Source organism: Novosphingobium sp. GW835-FHT14H07 (genome assembly GCF_058793515.1).
Window position 1 is genome coordinate 1 of sequence record NZ_JBXAFX010000012.1, and the last position, 19,418, is coordinate 19,418.

General features: G+C 61.0%; 12 protein-coding genes. 8 read left to right on the top strand and 4 right to left on the bottom strand.

Annotation, left to right across the window (positions count from 1 at the left end; translation table 11 throughout):
* Nucleotides 1-196: 196 nt before the first annotated feature.
* Nucleotides 197-1,402, top strand: coding sequence for an aromatic ring-hydroxylating oxygenase subunit alpha (locus tag AC1Q5P_RS12220; protein ID WP_492519073.1), 1,206 nt, complete (start codon nt 197-199; stop codon nt 1,400-1,402).
* 177 nt (nt 1,403-1,579) lie between these two features.
* On the opposite strand, the gene AC1Q5P_RS12225 is transcribed toward AC1Q5P_RS12220, so the two are convergent.
* On the bottom strand, nt 1,580-2,677 hold the full coding sequence (locus AC1Q5P_RS12225) for an alpha/beta hydrolase fold domain-containing protein (RefSeq protein ID WP_492519074.1): 1,098 nt from the start codon (nt 2,675-2,677) through the stop codon (nt 1,580-1,582).
* A gap of 266 nt (nt 2,678-2,943) precedes the next feature.
* Here AC1Q5P_RS12225 and AC1Q5P_RS12230 point away from each other — a divergent pair, with 266 nt between their 5' ends.
* The 4 genes from AC1Q5P_RS12230 to AC1Q5P_RS12245 all read left to right on the top strand — a co-directional run bounded on the left by AC1Q5P_RS12230 (nt 2,944) and on the right by AC1Q5P_RS12245 (nt 8,989).
* On the top strand, nt 2,944-3,906 hold the full coding sequence (locus AC1Q5P_RS12230) for an alpha/beta hydrolase (protein WP_492519141.1): 963 nt from the start codon (nt 2,944-2,946) through the stop codon (nt 3,904-3,906).
* A 92-nt stretch (nt 3,907-3,998) separates the two neighbouring features.
* Entirely contained in the window at nt 3,999-6,152 is a 2,154-nt protein-coding gene (locus AC1Q5P_RS12235) for a TonB-dependent receptor (RefSeq protein WP_492519075.1), read from the top strand.
* A gap of 67 nt (nt 6,153-6,219) precedes the next feature.
* Nucleotides 6,220-7,887, top strand: coding sequence for a carboxylesterase/lipase family protein (locus AC1Q5P_RS12240; RefSeq protein ID WP_052242117.1), 1,668 nt, complete (start codon nt 6,220-6,222; stop codon nt 7,885-7,887).
* Nucleotides 7,888-7,987: 100 nt separating this feature from the next.
* Nucleotides 7,988-8,989, top strand: coding sequence for a LacI family DNA-binding transcriptional regulator (locus AC1Q5P_RS12245; RefSeq protein ID WP_039332601.1), 1,002 nt, complete (start codon nt 7,988-7,990; stop codon nt 8,987-8,989).
* Here the strand turns inward: AC1Q5P_RS12245 and AC1Q5P_RS12250 are convergent.
* Nucleotides 8,986-10,167, bottom strand: coding sequence for a glycoside hydrolase family 68 protein (locus tag AC1Q5P_RS12250; protein ID WP_492519142.1), 1,182 nt, complete (start codon nt 10,165-10,167; stop codon nt 8,986-8,988). The two genes, AC1Q5P_RS12245 and AC1Q5P_RS12250, sit on opposite strands and share 4 nt — an antisense overlap.
* Nucleotides 10,168-10,475: 308 nt before the next feature.
* Between AC1Q5P_RS12250 and AC1Q5P_RS12255 the strand changes: the two genes are divergently transcribed.
* From AC1Q5P_RS12255 to AC1Q5P_RS12265, 3 genes are all read left to right on the top strand, one after another.
* Complete coding sequence (locus tag AC1Q5P_RS12255; protein WP_492519076.1) at nt 10,476-12,818, top strand: TonB-dependent receptor; 2,343 nt, start codon at nt 10,476-10,478, stop codon at nt 12,816-12,818.
* Nucleotides 12,819-12,870: 52 nt separating this feature from the next.
* A complete protein-coding gene (locus AC1Q5P_RS12260; protein WP_492519077.1) occupies nt 12,871-13,872 on the top strand; it encodes an alpha/beta hydrolase in 1,002 nt (333 codons plus the stop codon).
* Between the two features lie 256 nt (nt 13,873-14,128).
* Nucleotides 14,129-15,418, top strand: a complete 1,290-nt coding sequence (locus tag AC1Q5P_RS12265) for an adenylosuccinate synthase (RefSeq protein ID WP_492519078.1) — start codon at nt 14,129-14,131, stop codon at nt 15,416-15,418.
* A 46-nt stretch (nt 15,419-15,464) separates the two neighbouring features.
* Here the strand turns inward: AC1Q5P_RS12265 and AC1Q5P_RS12270 are convergent, their stop codons facing one another.
* Both AC1Q5P_RS12270 and AC1Q5P_RS12275 read right to left on the bottom strand, forming a co-directional pair.
* Nucleotides 15,465-17,825, bottom strand: a complete 2,361-nt coding sequence (locus AC1Q5P_RS12270) for a beta strand repeat-containing protein (RefSeq protein WP_492519079.1) — start codon at nt 17,823-17,825, stop codon at nt 15,465-15,467.
* A gap of 304 nt (nt 17,826-18,129) precedes the next feature.
* Entirely contained in the window at nt 18,130-19,341 is a 1,212-nt protein-coding gene (locus AC1Q5P_RS12275; protein ID WP_492519080.1) for a surface lipoprotein assembly modifier, read from the bottom strand.
* Between the last annotated feature and the right edge of the window lie 77 nt (nt 19,342-19,418).

Genomic DNA, 19,418 nt, shown 5'->3' on the forward strand with positions numbered 1-19,418 from the left:
GACACTATCCCCAACGTCACCGCTGACACATCACCATCAATGTCGCTGACCAGTCACCGACGATGTCGCGCTACACCGAGCCGCTTGCAGAGCGTGAGCTCACTGAAAGTCCAGCTGCGTCCTTCGTTAGGACGTGGTTGGACGTGGCTCGCCCGAGCGCAATGGCGCCGGCAAAGTAATACGCAGAGGAACTGGAATGGACGTCAGATCGGTCCTGGTCGCAGATGCCCGGCGCATGCTCGAACGCCTTGCCAGCGGCAGCATCACTCGTGCCCCCAAGGTGACCAGCAGGCCATCGTCGATCTACACCGATGCGGATCGGTTCAAGCGTGAGAAGGAGCACCTGTTCCGACGCGTACCATTGCTGCTGGCAGCGTCGTGTGAGCTGCGCAATCCGGGCGATTGCAAGGTGATGGACGTGGTTGGCGTGCCGTTGCTGATCGTGCGCGGGAAGGACGGCGTGGTGCGCACGTTCCTTAATGCCTGTACCCACCGTGGGGCGCGCCTCATGCGCGAATGCGGGAACGCAACTCGGCTGACCTGTCCCTACCATGCATGGAGCTTCCGGCTCGATGGATCGCTGCTGGGCATTGCGGCGCGGGAGTCTTTCGGCGAGATCGACAGCGATGCCGCCCGTCTCGTTTCCTTCCCCACTACCGAGCGGGCGGGACTTGTCTGGGCCATCATCGACCCCGCCGCCGAACCCGATTTTGACGCCTTCCTCAACGGGTTCGACCAGTTGCTTGCACAGTTCGGGTTCGACACGTGGCATCATTTCAAGAGCCGCAGCCTACCCGGCGCGAACTGGAAGCTCGCGTTCGATGCCCACCTCGAGTTCTACCATCTGCCCGTATTGCACCGCGAGACCTTTGGTTCTGGCATGAGCAATCTCGCCGAATACTTTTACCATGGCCCGCATCAGCGCCTCGGTTTGCTGACCAAAGCGGACCATGTACTCGAACAGGATGACATCGCCGGCCTCGCCGACATGCCAGAGAGCGAATGGCCGCTCGCCTCCCTTCTGTTCGGCGAATGGATCGTCTTCCCGAACGTCTCGATCAACTGCTTTTACAAGGGCGGACGCGGCGTGATCCTGTCCCAGGTCTGGCCTGGCCAGACGGTAGGAGAATCCGAAACCGTGCAGATATTCTTGCACGAGAACCCGCCGGATGAAGAACACTTTGCAGATGCAACGGCGATGTCGGACTTCCTCGGTAAGGTCGTCGGAACCGAGGACCTGCCAATGTCACTCGAGCAGCAGTCAGTACTCTCATCGGGCCTGCTCCGCGAGGTTCGCTTTGGCCGGAATGAGGGCGGTGTCGAGCATTTCCATGAATGGGTGGATCGATTTGCGGGTTCGCCAAAGGACCTGCCAATGGCACAAGTGATGCAGCGTCCGTGATGGTGCCGGTTTCACCGGTACGTCTCTCACTTTCCCGGAAATCTGCCATCAACAACTGACACCCGCTCCGATCGTCGGTGACAGCCACAAGGGTTATCAAAGCCACTAGGTGCACGCTGTTTGGAGGCCCAAATCGCAGGATCTCCCAGCCAACGATGACTCCTTCAGGTGCGCAGATCAGCGACCAAGGTGGGCATCAAAAAAACGGAGCATCACGTCGTACGCTTCAAGCGATTCGGGAATATCGGAATTGTAGAAGAACCCGTGAAAGAGCCCCTCCCAAACGTGGAGATCGGTTTTGACGCCAAGCGCAACCAGGCGAGAATGTGTCTTCACGGCAGAGCTTAGCTCAAAGCCCCTTGTTCCGGAAATGATCAGCGTTGGTGGAAACTGACGCAGTGTTTCATCTGAGGACCCTGGCGAAACGGTGGGATCTTTCGGATCTGCCCCCTTGAAATAAGGCAGCGCGGTCCAAGGCAATTGCGCGTCGGTCGGCCAGACCGGGGCAGCACGCGCGTCGCCGATGGCAGCGGTCATATAGTCCGCATCCCCACCGAAGCCGAAGGCGGAAGTGGTTAGCCCAGCACAGAATACTCCGATCGCACCCGGACGTGGCAGGCCGTGCTTCTGAAACCATGCCGTAGCCATACCGGTTAGCATTCCGCCCGCAGAGCACCCATAAATGCCGATATTGCGCGCCGGATAGGTTTTGAGCAGTTCGCGATATACGGCAGCCACGTCCTCACTGGCAGCGGGAAAGACATGAGCAGGTCCTTGGCGGTAGTCGACCGATACGACACGGACTTTGCCGATTGCGGTGACAGGGATGGATTCCAGCTCTGCGCACCCCGGGAAACAACCCATGAAGCCGCCACCGTGAAGATTGATCAACACGCGCTTGCGATTTTTGCGTAAAACGCCCTCTCGAGGGCTGTAATCCAGAACGTGCACGCCGCCGATCTGGCGCTCGACCATGGTCGGAGCGAAAGTTGCCTTCGCCTTCGCCAAGTATCCCTGCATGAACACGGGCACGCCAGCCACCTGCTTTAGCTGCTCCGGATCCTGCATGGCCTTGAGGTGGTCGGTCAGATAGGCCTTGGCCTCAGCGCTCAGCATCGAAGAGACCGGCACCGCCATGGCGGACGCATGGACCGTACCATCGTCATCCACTTGGATTCCGGAGGGCATGCTGGCCTGCGCAAAGGACTTGGCGACGGGGCCGAGCAGCAGTGCAGGTGCGACCAATGACGCCACAATTCGCTTCAACCCCGACATCGCTGTACCCTCTCTTAGCAGCTGGAGCAGTCCGATCGCTTGCTGCGGATGTGCGTAATCGATTGCATTATTCTCCGCAAGGCGTAAGAAATCGATTACGCATTCACCAAGACTCCGTAAGAGAGCATGGCCTGGAGAGACCAAACGTGAACTTCACCCGAAGGACGGCTGGCGCAGCAGCCCTGGCAACGGCATTGATGCCTTCCTTGCTAGGCGCGCGCGAAAGGGGCGGTGCGGCGGTTCTTGGAAAGGCCGCTGTGACTCCGATGACACTGCTCGATCCTGAACTGCGCGACGGGGCAAAGCTGATCCTCGCCCAGCCCCTGCCCGATCCTCTCGATCATGCTGCGATTGTGGCCATGCGCAAAGCCGCGCCACCACCACCGGAAATTTTGCCTGCGCCCGCCCCTGCGGTCGACTTCCGCATAATTCCGGGCTCTCACGGCCACCCACCTGTCAAGGTCGCAGTAATTGGTGCAGGCCGAAAGACGGAGTTGCGACCTGCGGTCCTGCACATCCATGGAGGCGGCTTCATCGTCGGACGCATGGCCGACACCATACCCGCATCACAGCAACTGGCGCAGGAATTCGACTGCATCGTGGTCGAAGTGGACTACCGCCTTTCCCCTGAAGCGCGCTTTCCGGGGCCGCTAGAGGACTGCCACGCGGCGCTGGCATGGGTCCATGAAAACGCAGATGATCTAGGCGTGGACCGCGCGAGGATCGCCGTGAAGGGTGAAAGCGCCGGGGGTGGACTTGCCGCCATGCTTGCCTTGGCTGCCCGCGACCGGCGAAGCGTCCCGTTGTGCTGTCAAATCCTGATCTATCCGATGTTGGATGACCGGACCGGATCAACCCGACGCGTGCCGGATTTCATCGGCACGATCGGTTGGAATGAAACAGGTAATGTCGTAGGCTGGAGCAGCTTGCTCGGCCAGCCTGCCGGCCAAACCAAGGTCCCGGCTGGCGCAGTTCCGGGGAGGATGCCCAACCTAGAGGGCTTGCCCCGTACGTTCATTGGCGTGGGATCGCTTGATCTCTTCGTCGAAGAGGACATGATCTACGCTCAACGGCTCGTGCAGGCTGGCGTCCCTACTGAACTGCTCGTCTCGCCTGGCGCGTTTCATGGGTTCGACTTCGTGGTGCCTGATGCTAACGTATCGCGAGCCTTTGCCAGCGCGTGGAAGCGCACGTTGCGCATGGCTTTCGCCCGACCCGCGGCAGCCTGACAACCATATTCTTTAATGCCGCCGCTGAAGGCCTCAATCACCAACACGTGCGCAATCGATTACCCAACTATTCGAACAAAGGGAGGATTAGGATGAAAGTTTCTCAGCATGCAGCCAAGCTGCGCCTTGGCCTGATCGCTTCGGCAGCCTGTGGCTTGGTCGTGTCTGCACCGAGCTTGGCGCAGGATGCTTCTGCCGGCAGCGCGAACGCCCCAGTGGATGCGGGCGAGATCGTCGTGACAGCGCTCAAGTCCGGTTCGGTTCGACTCGACAAGGTGCCGCTGGCAATTCAGGCGTTCAACGGCGATGTGCTGAAACAACGCAACGTGCGCGATGGCGCGGACCTCATCCAACTGATCCCTGGCGCCTCACAGGCACAGGAAATCGGGGCGGGTTATCGCATTTTCTCGTTTCGTGGTTCGGGCGCCGGCGGTCCCATTGGCGATGGCCTGATCGGCTACTACCTCGACGACACGCCCTTCGGCGTGCCCAACAATCAGGCCGCTCCGCCGGTGCAGTATTTCGATATCGACCGCGTTGAAGTTCTGCGCGGTCCGCAGGGGACCCTCTATGGCCTTGGCTCTTCGGCTGGGACCATCATCTATCACACCAAAAACCCCGACCTCGATCAGGTGACCTACGCCGGAGAACTTGAACTGTCCAAATCGGCCGAGGCGAGCGATCCGAACTATCGGGGGGCAGCCGCGATCTCCTTCCCGCTGGTCCCCGGCAAGCTAGGCCTGCGTGTGAGCGGCGGATACGATCGTCGCGCCGGCGTGGCCGACATCTATTCCGGAGCGCCGACTGGTACCCCGCGCGAGCGGGACGCAAACCATGTCACCTCCAAGGACGTGCAGGCCGTGCTGCTTTGGAAGCCGGACGAGCTTACTTCGGTTCGGACGCGCTTTTGGTACTTCGCCACGGATCAGAAATACCTCAACGTGATCAACTCGCTCGACCCGCCGTTCGCGGCCTTTCAAGGCGACGTTGTCGGCTTTGACAAGCGCCGTGCCTGGTATGCATCAAACACCCTCGAGCGCGAATTCGGCGCCGTCACGTTGACTAACGCGACATCCTACCAGAAGTCCTTGCCCGGCGGCTTCCAGGTCGGCCTCAACCTTGGCGCGCCGCTTGGCACCGGCGTGCTGATCAACGGCGGCGACGCGCGCAACTTCGTAAACGAGTTGCGGGTTGCTACAAGCGATGCCGGGCCGCTCAAGGGCGTGGCCGGCGTTTTTTACCAGAACGCGCGCAGTCTCTACACGTTCAGCCTGACGTTCCCGGCCTTTGGCCTGAACGGGCAAACCATCACCAAGACCGAGAATGCAGCAGTGTTCTCCGAGGTGAGCTATGAACTGTTCGGCGGCAAGCTCGTACCGCTGGTCGGCTTGCGCTATTTCAAAGACCGACGCGAAGCGGACTCCATCTCGAACGGAGTGCGAGTTCAGAGCCAGGCGCGGCCCGACGCATTGACCTGGCGGGCCAACCTCGCGTTCAACCCCAGTTCCGACTGGATGCTGTTTTTCAACGCTGGCACCGGTTTCCGCAGTGGAATTCTTCAGTCACAAGCACAGGCCGACGCGGTGATCGCGGATGGCGTGCCGAGCGGCATCTCGCTGACGCCGGACAAGCTGCGCAACCTTGAAGTGGGCATGAAGGGGGCACTGCTGGACGGGGCGCTGCGGGTGGCCGTCAGCCTTTACGACATAAAATACACGAACATCCAGAGCGCCTTCAACACGTCGATCGGGCTGGCGGCTTTTGCTAACCTCGGCGATGGCAAAGCGCAGGGGATCGACATGGAAATGACATGGCGGACGCCGCTTCAGGGCTTGACGCTCAATGCCATCGGTAACGTCAACGACTCCAAGTTCACACGCGTCCGCCCAGCGTTCGCCGGAGCCGATCCTCGCATTTCCAACGGCTTGCGCCTGCTCAACACGCCAACACACAATTTCCGTTTGGATGCGAGCTACGAACGGCCGATCGGCAATGCCACGCTTTTCGCTACCAGTTCGGCAACCTTCATCGGCCGTTCGCGTCTTGGGGATGCCACGGTCAACGAGATCAATCCCTACGAACTCTATCAGGCGAGCATCGGCGTGCGGTTTGATCGATACGAAGTGCGCCTGTTCGGGGACAACCTGTCCGATTTACGCGGCCCCACCTCCGCCAACGGTCCTACGCTTCTGGCAGGGCCACGCCCGCGCACGATCGGGGTGACATTCCGCGTCAACACCAACTGATGCAATTCTCGGTGATACCACTCCTTCCCCCAAAGGTATCGCCGAGGTCGCATAAGGATGCGAGGGTATGCAGAGGCGCGATATCATCACTGCTGCGACCGGTGTTGGAGCAATTGCCTTGGCACCAACTGCAGCAACGTCTGCGCAGGACCAGGCGATGCCGTTCTTTGACAAGAGGGCGCCAATTTATACCGATGCAGCACGACTTACGGTCAGGACCACTGCCGGACCCATTAGGGGCTACCGGCAGGGCGCAGTTACCGTGTTCAAGGGCGTGCCCTATGGAGCGCCCACCGGTGGTGCCAATCGCTTTCGTGAACCGCGCCCACCCGAGCCCTGGAACGGTGTTCGCTCATGCCTTCACTACGGCCCGATTGCACCGCAGGACAAGGGCATGGGACGCTTCCGTGATGAGGAAGCCTTCATCTTCCGCTGGAACGACGCCGTCGAGGATGAAGATTGCCTTCGACTCAACATATGGACTCCAGCTATTGATGCCGCGCGCCGTCCAGTGCTCGTCTGGTTGCATGGGGGCGGCTTTGCTGCCGGATCCGGGCATGACATTCCGGCATTCGATGGCACGAATCTGGCTACCAGTGGCAACGCGGTGGTGGTTACGCTCAATCACCGACTGAACCTGCTGGGGTTTTTCGATCTGTCCGACTGGGGCGAGGAGCATGTTACCTCGGCCAATCTCGGCATGCTTGATATCGTAGCTGCACTGCGCTGGGTGCGCGACAATATTGCCCGATTTGGAGGGGATCCCTCGCGCGTGACGATCTTCGGCCAGTCGGGCGGAGGGGCCAAGGTCACTGCGCTGATGGCGATGCCCACGGCCAAGGGGCTGTATCACCGAGCGATGGTGCTTAGCGGGTCCTTCGCGATGTTCAACACGCCGACCAAGACCCGCCGGCTTTCCCGCCTAATTCTTGACGAGCTCGACATTGCCAAGGGCGATCTGGCCTCTCTGCAAACGCGGCCTTATTCAGAAATGCAGGCGGCAGCCCAGCGGGTCCTTGCCCGGGTCAATCCGCCTTTCGACAGCTTTGTAGACGTGCGCCGGATTCCGGATATGCTGAACTTCGCCCCGACGCTGGACGGGCAAACGCTGCTGGCAGACCCCATGCATCCAGAATTTGCGGCGAACGATCCGCAAGTCCCACTGATCATCGGCTCCACGCTCAACGAATTTGTTACCGGCATCAACGATCCCGCAGCGTTCGAGATGGACGAAGCAGCACTTCAGCGCAGGGTCGAACGATTCGCTCCCGGCAGGGCAGAAGCAGTTATCGCCGGATTTCGGGCGAATGCGCAGAACGAAAAGCCCTTCGCATTGTGGTCTCGCATCGCGACTGCACCAATCCGCGACGCCGTGATCAATCAGGCGAGAAGGCGGTTCGAAAGCAAATGCTCCCCGACGTGGCTGTTCTGGTTCACTTGGCAGACTCCGGTGCTTGAGGGTCGACCGATGGCTTTCCATTGCCTCGACATTCCGTTCTGGTTCGGAAACACTCAGACCTGTGCATCGATGACCGGCGGTGGAATGGACGCGGTGGCCCTGTCCAATAGCATGGTTCAGGCTCTGTCGGCGTTTGCCGCCCAAGGCGCGCCGGCGGCCCGCGGCATTCCGCCGTGGCGCGCCGCATCGCCAGACGATATGGCATCGCTGCAGTTGGATTCTTCACCGACCATGATCGGAGAAGACGACGCAGCAGAACGCGCCACTCTCACATGAATGTGCGCTTGCAGTTTGCCACTGGCGACACCGCGTGTAGGTGTCACATCAGCGCGGAGAGCTATTATCCTTGAAGGCGGGCAACGGTAGTCGAACAGGCATGGTCAGCGTCAAGAATCTCAAGGAATTTGCCGAACTGGCGGGAGTTTCGACCGCCACCGCTTCTCGCGCATTGACCGGATCGGGGCGCGTAAGTGACGAGACGCGCAAACGCATAGCCGTTCTGGCAGAAAAACTCGGCTATCAGCCCAACATTGCGGCTCGCAACCTGCGCACGCAGCGTACGATGACCATCGGCGTGCTGGTACCCTTGGGGCACGAAGCCCTGCAGCACCTGTCAGACCCATTCTTCAACACGATGACAGGCTTTCTGGCCGATGCTTTTGCCGAAAACGGTTACGACATGCTGTTGTCACGCGTGCTTCCCCGCAACGACCGCTGGATGGACCGCTTCATCGGAAGTGGGCGAGTCGACGGTATCGTGGTCGTCGGCCAATCGGACCAGTTCCACGTCATCGAAACCATATCGCGGCGTTACGAGCCAATGGTGGTTTGGGGCGGCTACTCGCCCGGTCAGCACCACTGTTCGATCGGATCGGACAACCGACTCGGCGGCAGGCTCGCGGCAATGCACCTGATTGACCGAGGCTGCAGACGCATAGCCTATGCCGGGCCGTTGGAAGGTTCGGAGTTCGGCGAGCGTCTTGATGGTGCCCGGCGGGCGCTGCTTGAGGCGGGGGCAACTCCGCTTGTGGAACTGCGCACGCATTTCGAACCGGATGCCGCCTATGCCGACGTGCGTGAGCAACTGGGCAACATGGCGCAAATCCCCGACGGTATCGTCGCCGGATCCGACGTGACCGCGATCAGCGTGATCAGGGCGCTACGCGACCTTGGTCAGCGCGTACCGGATGACGTCCGCGTGATTGGCTACGACGGCCTGCCGATCGGCGAGCACATGAGCCCGCCGCTCAGCACAATCGACCAGCAGTTGCGGCACGGAGCGCAACTGCTCACACAGACGCTCCTTCGTAGGATCGCCGGAGAGGCGACGCGATCCAGCCAGATCGAGCCGCACGTCATCGTGCGCGGATCGACCTAGACAACCACCCGCGATGTCCCTCCGTCCAGCGCGATGCGGAAGAACGGCGCCGGGTACCCCGCAAACCGTTCACGCCGCAGCTGGGCAGTGGTAAGGGTAGCAGGGTCGGCGATCCCTGGAAAATCTGCGAACCCGATGACCCGGAGATCATCCATCACCCACCAGCTGTATTCCTGTGCTGGCGCGTCAACGGGGTTTGCGGCAATAAGTCCGTGGCCGTTCAGGAACATGAATGGCCCCAGCGGCCCATCCGAAACGGCACCGTAAAGCCCTGTCGGCCCCGAGGAACCGCTAGCTGCAAACACCTTCCGCTGAGTTGACCAGAACAAATAGTAGCGACCATCAACGACCCTCATGTGCGGGCGCTCGAGTTCGTTGTTGAAGCCCGCCGCGCTAAGCACAGGCGGCAGAAGGCGCCAGCCGGAACCTTCTGCGCCGATGGCTTCAGCTACTCCTATCACACCGATCCATCGCGATGGCGACTTAGCACATGATCCTGTGAGGAACAGGAAGGAACGGCCACTGGCGGGATCACGGAAAAAGCCCGGATCGCGGAAACCAAATATTTCCCCTCCAACACCGGTGATCTGGTTGGCAATCATGTAATCTTTTCCGTCGGCCTCGACGGATTCAACGGGCCTTGACCAGTCAGACAGGATTACGGCCCCGTCCGCTTCGGAAAACCGGCAACGAGCCTCGAACAGGCGCTGCTCAAGGGTTGCCATAGAGGATCCACGCCGCCCGGCAGCGGTAAAGTATACCGTAAGCTCGCCTTTTTCCTCATCCAGGACTGCAGAGCCGGACCATTCGCGATCGCCGGGGGTGAAGCCATCGGGAAAAACCGGTTGGTGAAGCGTCCAGCGGCCATCGTACTCGCTTGCCAGACGGATACGGGCGATTGCGTGGCGGGAATCGGGGTCGGCGGCCACAGGCGCAGTAAGAATCATCCAGAACGCCGCACCATTGAAGCGAGGCAGCGTGCCGTCGGCCCGTTCGATAGGCCACATGTCCCAAAGGTCGAAGCCATCCACGCGGGCAGCGGGTGCTGGCGAGAGAGTGGGAATGGAGTTGGTTTCGGAGAGCGCCAACCCACCCAGGTCTGCAGCACTCCACATCGTCGGGCTCGCACAAGCCCCGGAGGCAACGCGTTTGCCAGTCTCGGAAACGGTAGTTGCCATAGTGAGATCTTCCTCCGGGAGGATTGCGCGAAGATTGCGCAATCGTTGACTCTTCTTGCCCAATCAGATGGCGGAGCGAGAGTGCGCGGGAATATCCACGGCTCAACGACTCCAGCAAAATTCCGGCAGAGCCCAAAATTTCACAGTACTTTTTGGCTCACCGCACCTGAATGCTCCACCCTTTTTAGGTTAGAGCAATCGATTGCGCAATCGCATCTTTTGTGATGAAAGGAGCCCGAATCGGACGAAGACAGGAAAAGTCGCGTCCAAACCGGCCAGGACTGCGCCGATCAAGGGAGGGAATACCCATGCACACACGTTCCGTTCTGCTGGCCTCAGTAGCAATTGCAGCGTCATCCATGACTGCCAATGCACAGGATGTGGCAACACCTCAGGATGACGGATCATCCGTACCGACCGAGATCGTCGTCACAGCTCAGAAGAGCAGCGAACGGCTCTCGAAGGCTCCCGTTGCCGTCAGCGTTGTTTCGCAATCACTGCTTGATCGACAGGGCCTGACCACCAGCGAACAGATCGCGACCACGGTGCCAACGCTCAAGCTTTCGCAGAACGGATTTGCCATTCGCGGAATTGGCTCGAACAATGGCTTTAGCGGCTATTCCACAGTCGCAACCCAGTTCGACGGTATCTACAATCCGTCCCCCGTCGCACTTTCGCTGGCCTTGTTCGATCTTGGAGCCATCGAAGTGCTGCGCGGCCCGCAAGGCACAGTGTATGGGCGCAATGCCACTGCCGGTGTCGTGAACATTAACACAGCCGACCCGGGACGTAATTTCGGTGGCAGCGCCAGCCTGCAGTATGGCCGCTTCAATGATATCCGTGCGCAAGCTGCCGTAGATCTGCCAGTGAACGACATGCTGCGCGTCCGCGTAGCGGCGTTCCATCAGGTCAACGACGGGTACGGCCCCAGGTTTGCGGCGCGCCGCTTTGACAAGATTGACCTTTCGGCGGTGCGCGTTACCACGGTATTCGATCCGGCGCCGAACCTCAGTTGGCGCCTGTCGGGCTCCTATGCCCGGAACACCGGCACAGTCGCATCAGTGTTCCTGCGCAACTACAACGTCTATCCGCAGGCAGATCTGGTGGCGGGCACGTTCGGCCCGGTCACGATCGTCCCCTCGGATGCGATCAATCCCGGCTTGGATACCGTAACCAGCAACCGGCAGGACATCACCAGCTATGACGTACGTTCGAAGCTGGTGTGGGATGCCACCGATAGCCTCAGCTTCACATACCTTGCCGGTTATTCACTCCTCAAGAACGACGGCGTCACGGCCTCGACCGGCGTGTTCTCGCAGGAATACATCGATCATCGCACCCGCACCTGGTCCCACGAAGTTGACGTGAATTACGAGAATGGCCCGCTCAAGCTCGTTGGCGGCGCATTCCTGTATGAGGATCGCCAGCCCTCGGGCACCCGACTGCTGCACGCCGGCAATACGGCGCCCGCTCCTTTCAATCTGGTTTTCAACCTCTTCGGCGCGAAGGTCGTCGGGACAGGCGATCAGATCTCCACGATTGACGCTGTCGATGTGGTCAACACTTATGCCGGTGTGGGCAGCAAGTCTCGCGCCCTGTTCGGACAGGCAACCTTCGCGATTGCACCATCGCTTCGCCTTGTCGCGGGTATCCGCTCAACCTGGGATACGGTTACCAGCCATGAGCAACAACTGGTTTGCCCGGGCCAGTCGTTTGACCGCGATACAATCGCCCCCGATGTCTGCCCGACCTTCACGATCGCCTATACCGATGATCGCAACCGTCCGAGCGCGAAATACAGCAAGGTCAGTTGGAAGCTGGGCATCGACGCCGACGTGACTGAGAACCTGCTCGCATATGCTACGGTCTCGACCGGCTATCGCGGGGGTGGCCTGCAGCCGAGTTCCAATCCGGCGAACTTCCGAAGCTATGCGCCTGAAACCGTCGACAATTTCGAGCTGGGTCTGCGCGCCAACCTGATGGGTGGCCGCCTGTTCCTTGGCGCCACGGCCTATCAGATGAACTACAAGGACCTGCAGGTGTCGTCGATTATCGTCGATCCGGTGCAAGGCCCGATACCGGTTACGACCAATGCGGCCCGAGCGCGCATTCGTGGCATCGAGCTGGAAACAAGCTTCCGCCCCACCCCGGCAGATCGGTTCACGGCCTACTTCTCTTGGCTGCATACCAAGTTCCTGCGATTTGCCAACGCACCTGACAATCTGCGCTCAGCCGATACGATCTACAACATCTTCGCGCCGATCCTGGGCTTTGCGCCGATTGCGCCGGCAGTTGCCGATTACTCGGGCAATCGGCTGCCTTTTGCACCACGCTTCAGCGGGCGCTTCAGCTATGCTCACGAGTTCGAAACCGCTTCTGGCTGGAAGATCACTCCGGCAGTCGACTTCTTCGCGCAGACGGCAACATTCGCCAGCGTGGACAACGCCATCCAGGGCCGGATTGCAGGTTACACGAAGACCGATCTCAACCTGCAGTTCGACGAACCTTCGGGGCATGCCTACCTCAACGTGTTCATGAACAACGTCGAGGACCGTCGCATCCCCACAACCGTCGTTCCCGTTTGGAGTTCGACGACGGCCAGCTATGCCATGCCGCAAACCTATGGCTTGCGCGTCGGCTTCAAGTATTGATCGCATTGACAACAGGAAGCGCCGTGGCCGGAGCGATGATCTCCGGCCACGCATGCCGGAGAAGGTCATGCGTATGCCGGTCGATCGCAGGCAAATGCTGCTGGGAAGTGGGCTTTTTCTGATGACTTTACCTGTCAGCGCCGCAAGGGAAGCGCTGAAGATTCCGCAAGGAGCCGGACCGCTTCCGGCCGAATGGATCGGAGCGCCGTCGATCACCTTGTGGGACGGCCTGCCGCCCGGAAGCCCGCGTACAGCGCCCAAGCCATCAATCACACTCGACCCCACTTTCATTACAGGGGTCGCCCGACCGGAGATGCGCGTGTTCCGTCCAAAAAGGAGCAACGGGCAGGCTATACTGACGATCCCGGGCGGAGCCTACACGTTCGTCTCGATCCGCAATGAAGGCACGGACGTTGCGCGTACCTTCACTGAACTGGGCTACACCGTATTCGTGCTAGTTTACCGCCTTCCTGGCGAAGGCTGGGCGAATCGCGCCGATGTGCCATTGCAGGACGCACAGCGGGCGATGCGCTTGATCAAGAGTCGGGCAGGACAATTCTCCATCGATCCCGACAGGATTTCCGTGATCGGATTTTCTGCAGGTGGTCATCTTGCTGCATCGTTGATCACCGCCGGCAGGGACGGCTGCTATGATGGGCGCGATGCGGCGGACCAGTTGGATCCGCTGCCCAGCCTCGCCGCTCTGATCTACCCGGTTATAAGCACCGAACCGCCCTACACGCATCAGCAGTCGGTTGAAATGTTGCTCGGCCCAAATCCGACTGCTGAGGCAATTGAGCGCCGCTCTCCTGCACGCCGTATCGGTGCAAACACGCCCCCAACCTTCCTCGTGCACGCTCTTGATGACGTGCCAGTGCCATCCCAGAATTCCCTGCTGTTCCTCGATGCGATGCAGCGCGCCAGGCGTCCGGTTGAAATTCATCTGTTCGAAGAAGGGGGCCATGGTTTCGGCATCGGCCCATCCAATGCGCCGGCGGGACGGTGGCCCCAACTTTTGAGTGCCTTCATTGCCCGCCACATGGCACCGTCCTGACAACAGGCCTTGGCTTGGCCGACAGTTGCAGCAAGGCAACCTGGTCTCCCCGCGATAGGTCAGAGCTGCTGTCGGCAAGCCGAGGAGACCTTCCATCTCACCAGCCCAGTTCGCGGCGCCCTTGACTTTGGGTTGCCTATGCCACTAGGGCGCGCACCGAAAACCGGGGTCTTGCCCCGCTCATCCATCCCGTTTCGCCGAGTCCTGTCGAAGGGCGTCTTGAGGATCCACCCGGGCAGGGTGGAGGAGTGTATTCATGGCCAATGTAACCGTTATCGGCGCCCAGTGGGGCGACGAAGGCAAAGGCAAGATCGTTGACTGGCTGGCCAGCCGTGCCGATGCCGTTGTCCGCTTCCAGGGGGGGCATAACGCCGGCCACACCCTCGTTGTCGGCGAACAGGTCTACAAGCTTTCTCTGCTACCCTCGGGCATTGTCACTGGCACGCTCTCGATCATCGGCAACGGTGTGGTCCTCGATCCGTGGGCGCTGAAGGCCGAGATCGAAAAGCTGACCGCGCAGGGCGTCGAGATCAATGCCGAAAACTTCGCCATTGCCGACAATTGCCCCCTGATTCTGCCCCTGCACCGCGACCTTGACGGTCTGCGCGAACACGCAGCCGGCTCAGGCAAGATCGGCACCACGGGCCGCGGCATCGGCCCTGCCTATGAAGACAAGGTCGGCCGCCGCGCGATCCGCGTGTGCGACCTTGCCCATCTCGATGCGCTCGATGTCCAACTCGATCGCCTCTGCGCGCATCATGATGCGCTGCGTGCAGGCTTCGGACAGCCGCCGGTCGATCGCGCCGCACTGATCGCCGAACTGCGCGAGATAGCGCCGTACGTCCTGCAGTTCGCCCAGCCGGTCTGGAAGCGCCTCAACACCGTCCGCAAGGCCGGCGCGCGCATACTGTTCGAGGGCGCGCAGGGCGTCTTGCTCGACGTTGACCACGGCACTTATCCGTTCGTCACCTCGTCCAACACCGTCTCGGGCACCGCCGCGTCCGGTTCGGGTCTTGGCCCTTCGCAGACAGGTTTCGTGCTTGGTATCGTCAAGGCCTACACCACCCGCGTCGGCTCCGGGCCGTTCCCTACCGAGCTAGAGGACGAAGTCGGCCAGCGCCTTGGCGAGCGCGGCCACGAATTCGGTACGGTCACGGGGCGCAAGCGCCGCTGCGGCTGGTTTGACGCGGTGCTGGTGCGTCAGTCCTGCGCCATCTCTGGCGTGACCGGCATTGCCCTTACCAAGCTCGACGTGCTGGACGGTTTCGAGAAGGTGAAGATCTGCACCGGCTACCGCCTGCGCGGAAAGGTGCTGGACTACTTCCCGGCCCACGCCGCCGACCAGGCTGAGGTTGAGCCCATCTACGAAGAGATGGACGGCTGGGATGGCACCACTGCTGGCGCGCGTTCGTGGGCTGACTTGCCCGCCCAGGCGATCAAGTACATCCAGCGCGTGCAGGAATTGATCGAAACGCCGGTTGCCCTTGTCAGCACCAGCCCGGAGCGCGAGGACACGATCCTTGTGCGCGATCCCTTCGTCGATTGAACACGTGCAGCCTCACCATCCGGGCGGATGGTGAGGCTGCCAAGCGTCAGTTCTTCTTGCCGACGGTCACACCTGAATAGATCGATTGCTGTCCGCCCGGCGGATTCAGCTGCAGGAGAAACGAGCCGCCCCATTCGGCAGCGTTGGCTCCAAAGAACATGCCGTTGAGGAAGCTGGTGCTGAGCACGTCGGTGCCGGTTCCCCTGAGGGAGAACGTGTTGCCAACGCCGCAACCTGGGCAATTGCCCGCAAGCGATCCACTGTAAGTAAAGTTGCCGAGGCTCGACGTCGCGTTATTGCCGACATCTGTCGCCGTCAACGCGAGGACGGCGCTGCCAGTGCCTGCGGCGAAGTCTGCCGTGAAGGTGCTGGTCCCCGAAAGCGAAGCCTCGCGCTGCGTCGCACCGTTCCGGCCATAACCGTAGACTACCCCGGAATAGCTTGCCGAGCCCGTTCGCGGGATCTGGAAGCTTGGCGTCAGGCCGCCGAACGGCACATAGTAGTGCGTCGCCACCTGGCGTCCGTCTACCGTGTCGGTTCGCACCACTTCGGCAAAACTGGTGTAAGTCAGGGCAATCGAGGGGTTGCCGCTACCGAACTTGAACACCCGCGCCGTGTAATCGGCACCGCGATACACATCGAAGGTGCTGGTGCTTTCCGCCGCCTTATAGTCCGCCGCCGCCAGCGTCTGCGACAGCTGCACGGCGTTGCCGAAGTTCGTGCCAGTCGTCTTCGACGTGAGAACATATGACTTGTTCGTCGGGTTGTAGGTAACCTCGACATTGGTATCGAGAAGCGCCTGCTCCGCCGGGCTGAGACCGTTCACGACATAGTACTGGGAATCGTTGCCATTCAGCACAGTAGTCGTCGTGAGGCCGGCAAGTCCGCTCTGGGAAGCGGTGCTGTCCGAACCGCGGCCGCCTGCAAGCGTAGCTGCCATGACGGCACCGCCGGAACTGTTGGCCTGAACCACCGCCCCGATCTGCTCCGCAGCCGGACCGAAGAACTTGCCGGTCAGCGTGCCGTTGTAATCGGTCGTACCATCGAAGGTGATGTTACCATTGAACGCATTGGCGCTTGATGAAAGCGTCGCGCTTCCGCTCCAGTTGCCTGCATCCGATTGGGTGTCCGGCAGGCCCGCCGAGGTGCCCGGAATGGCATTGCCAACAGTATAGACTCCAAGCGTCGAAACGGCGCCAGTCTGGAAGTTGACGTTGAAACTGCCATTTCCGTTCAGGCCACTGATCTTCGACCCGTTGGCCAGGATCCCGCCATTGAGAGAAACATTGAAGGCAGCCGTCCCGGTACGCGGGGTCGAGGAATTGGCCGTCGCGAAACCATAAACGAACGCATCTATCTGGCCGATGCTCGATCGCCGGTCGGTCAGAATGCCTGCGCGCAGGTAGTCGCTGCTTGTGTAGAAGTCGTACGTCAGCCCGACCTGTCCCGCCTTTGTCGGCTGCCACATGATCCGGCCATCGGAACCGTAAAACACCAGTGGCGATCCATTCTCACCCTGATGCACAGACGCAAGCCCGCTGCCGGCGCCCACTGCTGAAAGATTGCCTGCTCCATCAAGGGTGCCCTTCACGGAGGCGCTCAACGGTTGATAGAACTGGTCGGTGGAAGGGCTGGCAAGGCTGGTCGAGGTATTGACCGGTGTCGTGCCGCGAGCGCCATAGATCACACCGGTTGCGGCGACGTCCGAGTTGGGGTTTTGCGAGAAGGCCGCCCCAACTTCCTCGGCGTTGGGGCCGAAGAAAGCCCCGTGCAACTCACCCGTTCCGGCGCTGCCCAAGGTCAACTGGCCAAGAAAACTGTTCGCGCTCTTGGACAGCAGCGCAAAGGCGTTCCAGTTATAGCCCCGCGCGGTGACATTGGTCTGAACATCGGTCTCGTCGTAGAAGCCACTTCCGGCAATGCCGCCGGACAGGAAATCGACCGAAAGCTTGCCTGTCCCTCCCAGCGCATAAATGTTCGTGCTGAACGTCCGCGCGCCCAGCAGCTTTACATCGAAGCTGGCCGCGCCCGTCCTCGGCAGCGTTCCGTTCGGCGTCTGTACCCCATAGGCGAAGGAGGAAATGCGCCCATCGATCGTGGTGCTTCCATTGACCTGGCGCTGCCAGATCCCTGCCCCCACGAAACGGGTCTGACCTGCGGCTGTGCCTGTCGTGGTCAACGAGAGGAACTCGGTCGTATTGCCCGAAACGAACTTGTAGGTCGTGATTGCGCTGTTCGATTGCGTCGCGTCGATGTCGCCTGGACCGAAAGTGCGGCTGCGCGTGCCGTCCGAGACAGTCCAGGAGCGGTTAGTGGCGTTGTAGGAGACCGTGAGCGCCAAGGCTGAAGCCGAGGTGCTGACCGCGGCGCCATTGGTCGGAACACTTACAGTTCCGACAGATGCCACATTCTTGAAACTTTCGCTGACAAGCGGCGCGACCAGGCTCGTGTTTGCTGTCGGTGTCGGTGTCGGTGTGGGCGTAGGCGTAGGCGTGGGTGTAGGTGTAGGTGTAGGTGTAGGTGTAGGTGTAGGTGTAGGTGTGGGTGTCGGCGTAGGCGTAGGCGTAGGCGCAGGCGTAGGCACCGGAGTGCTGCTGACGCCATTGCCGCCACCGCCGCACGCTGCCAGCATCAATGCAATGGTCAAGGCAGACGCTGTCGCCGCCCTGCGGTCATGTCTGGTCATTGCCCCTCTCCCCTTTTTCCTTACGCTAGAATGCCGACGTCAGGCCAAATTCCGCCGCGCGCCGATCAAAATCGAAAATGCCCACCGTCGAACGGTTCCGCTCTATCCTGAGGCGCAGGAAAGGTGCGATGCCCTTCCACTGGATGGCGCGGAACGTTGCCGAAAGCCCGAGGCTGAACCGGTCATCCACACGCTTTCTCGGATAGAGGAACAGGCGCTCATCGGCCTCCAGGCGCGAGTAGCTTCCGTCCATCACGACCGTCGTCCTGCCCAGTTCCCTGAACACATACGCCGATGTCCCGCCGGTCCAATCTGACCAACCCGGATCGCGCGCTGAGGTGCGGCTCATCCGCAATTGCATCCCGCCGCCAAAGCGCGCGCTGAAGGCACGATCGATCCCGAGCGTGCCGGCATAAATAGTAGAATCCTGCAAGTCGTTGCGGCGATTGTCGAGGCGCGAGACAGCCGCTTCGGCACGCACCTGCGATCGCTTGCCCAAGGGGTGCTGGAAAACCGCAGTGCCCCCCCATCCTTGGCTGAACGCCGCTTGGCCGTACCAGCGCCAGGACGGGCCCCCTGAGAAAGTGATCCGGTCTGCACCGGACTGGAACTCTGGTCCGAATTGCACGGCCAGCGCATAATCGTCGAACTGTCCGGAGCGATAGAAGTCAGCGCTGCCTGATACCCGCGCGAGCAGACGGGCTCCGGCGCTAAGCGGCACGCGGAGATACCCCTGCGCGCGCGCCGCAAGCCCCAGGCCGGACTTGGCTTTGGCGTCGTCGCTTAGGGTAAAGTCGCCTATGACAGTGCCTAGCGTGTCTGCCCTTGTTGCGCGATTGATGTTGCTGTCTGGCGCAAGCGCAAGCTCCAGGCTGCCGCCAAGGGGTTTTGCCGCAGCAAGCGCCGCAGCGTAGAAACGCACGGCACGCTCGACGTCTGCCGGAAGTTGGCCACTGGCTTGGGCGGCACGCATTTCACGCTCGGCGGCGCCAAGTCGCCCCATCATCGCGTCCATCCGGGCCAGCTCAAGTCGCACCCGCGCGGCATCCGGCTTTTCGTCGAGGATGCGACGCAGTTCGACCGCAGCATCGCGCGTTCGCTTCATCTGGTCGGCAAGCATCATCGCCAGGCGAAACCTTGCTTCGCTCCGCAACTCGATATCTGGGTTGCCCGCCAAGGCGCGATAGGCCGTCTCTGCCGTGGCGTAATCGCCAGCATCGCGAGCAGAATCGGCCAATTGGAAAAGTTGCGCCGCTGTCAGCTGCAAGCTGGGCGCCGATTCGTCCTGCTTGGCATTTTCATGTGCTGTTTCAA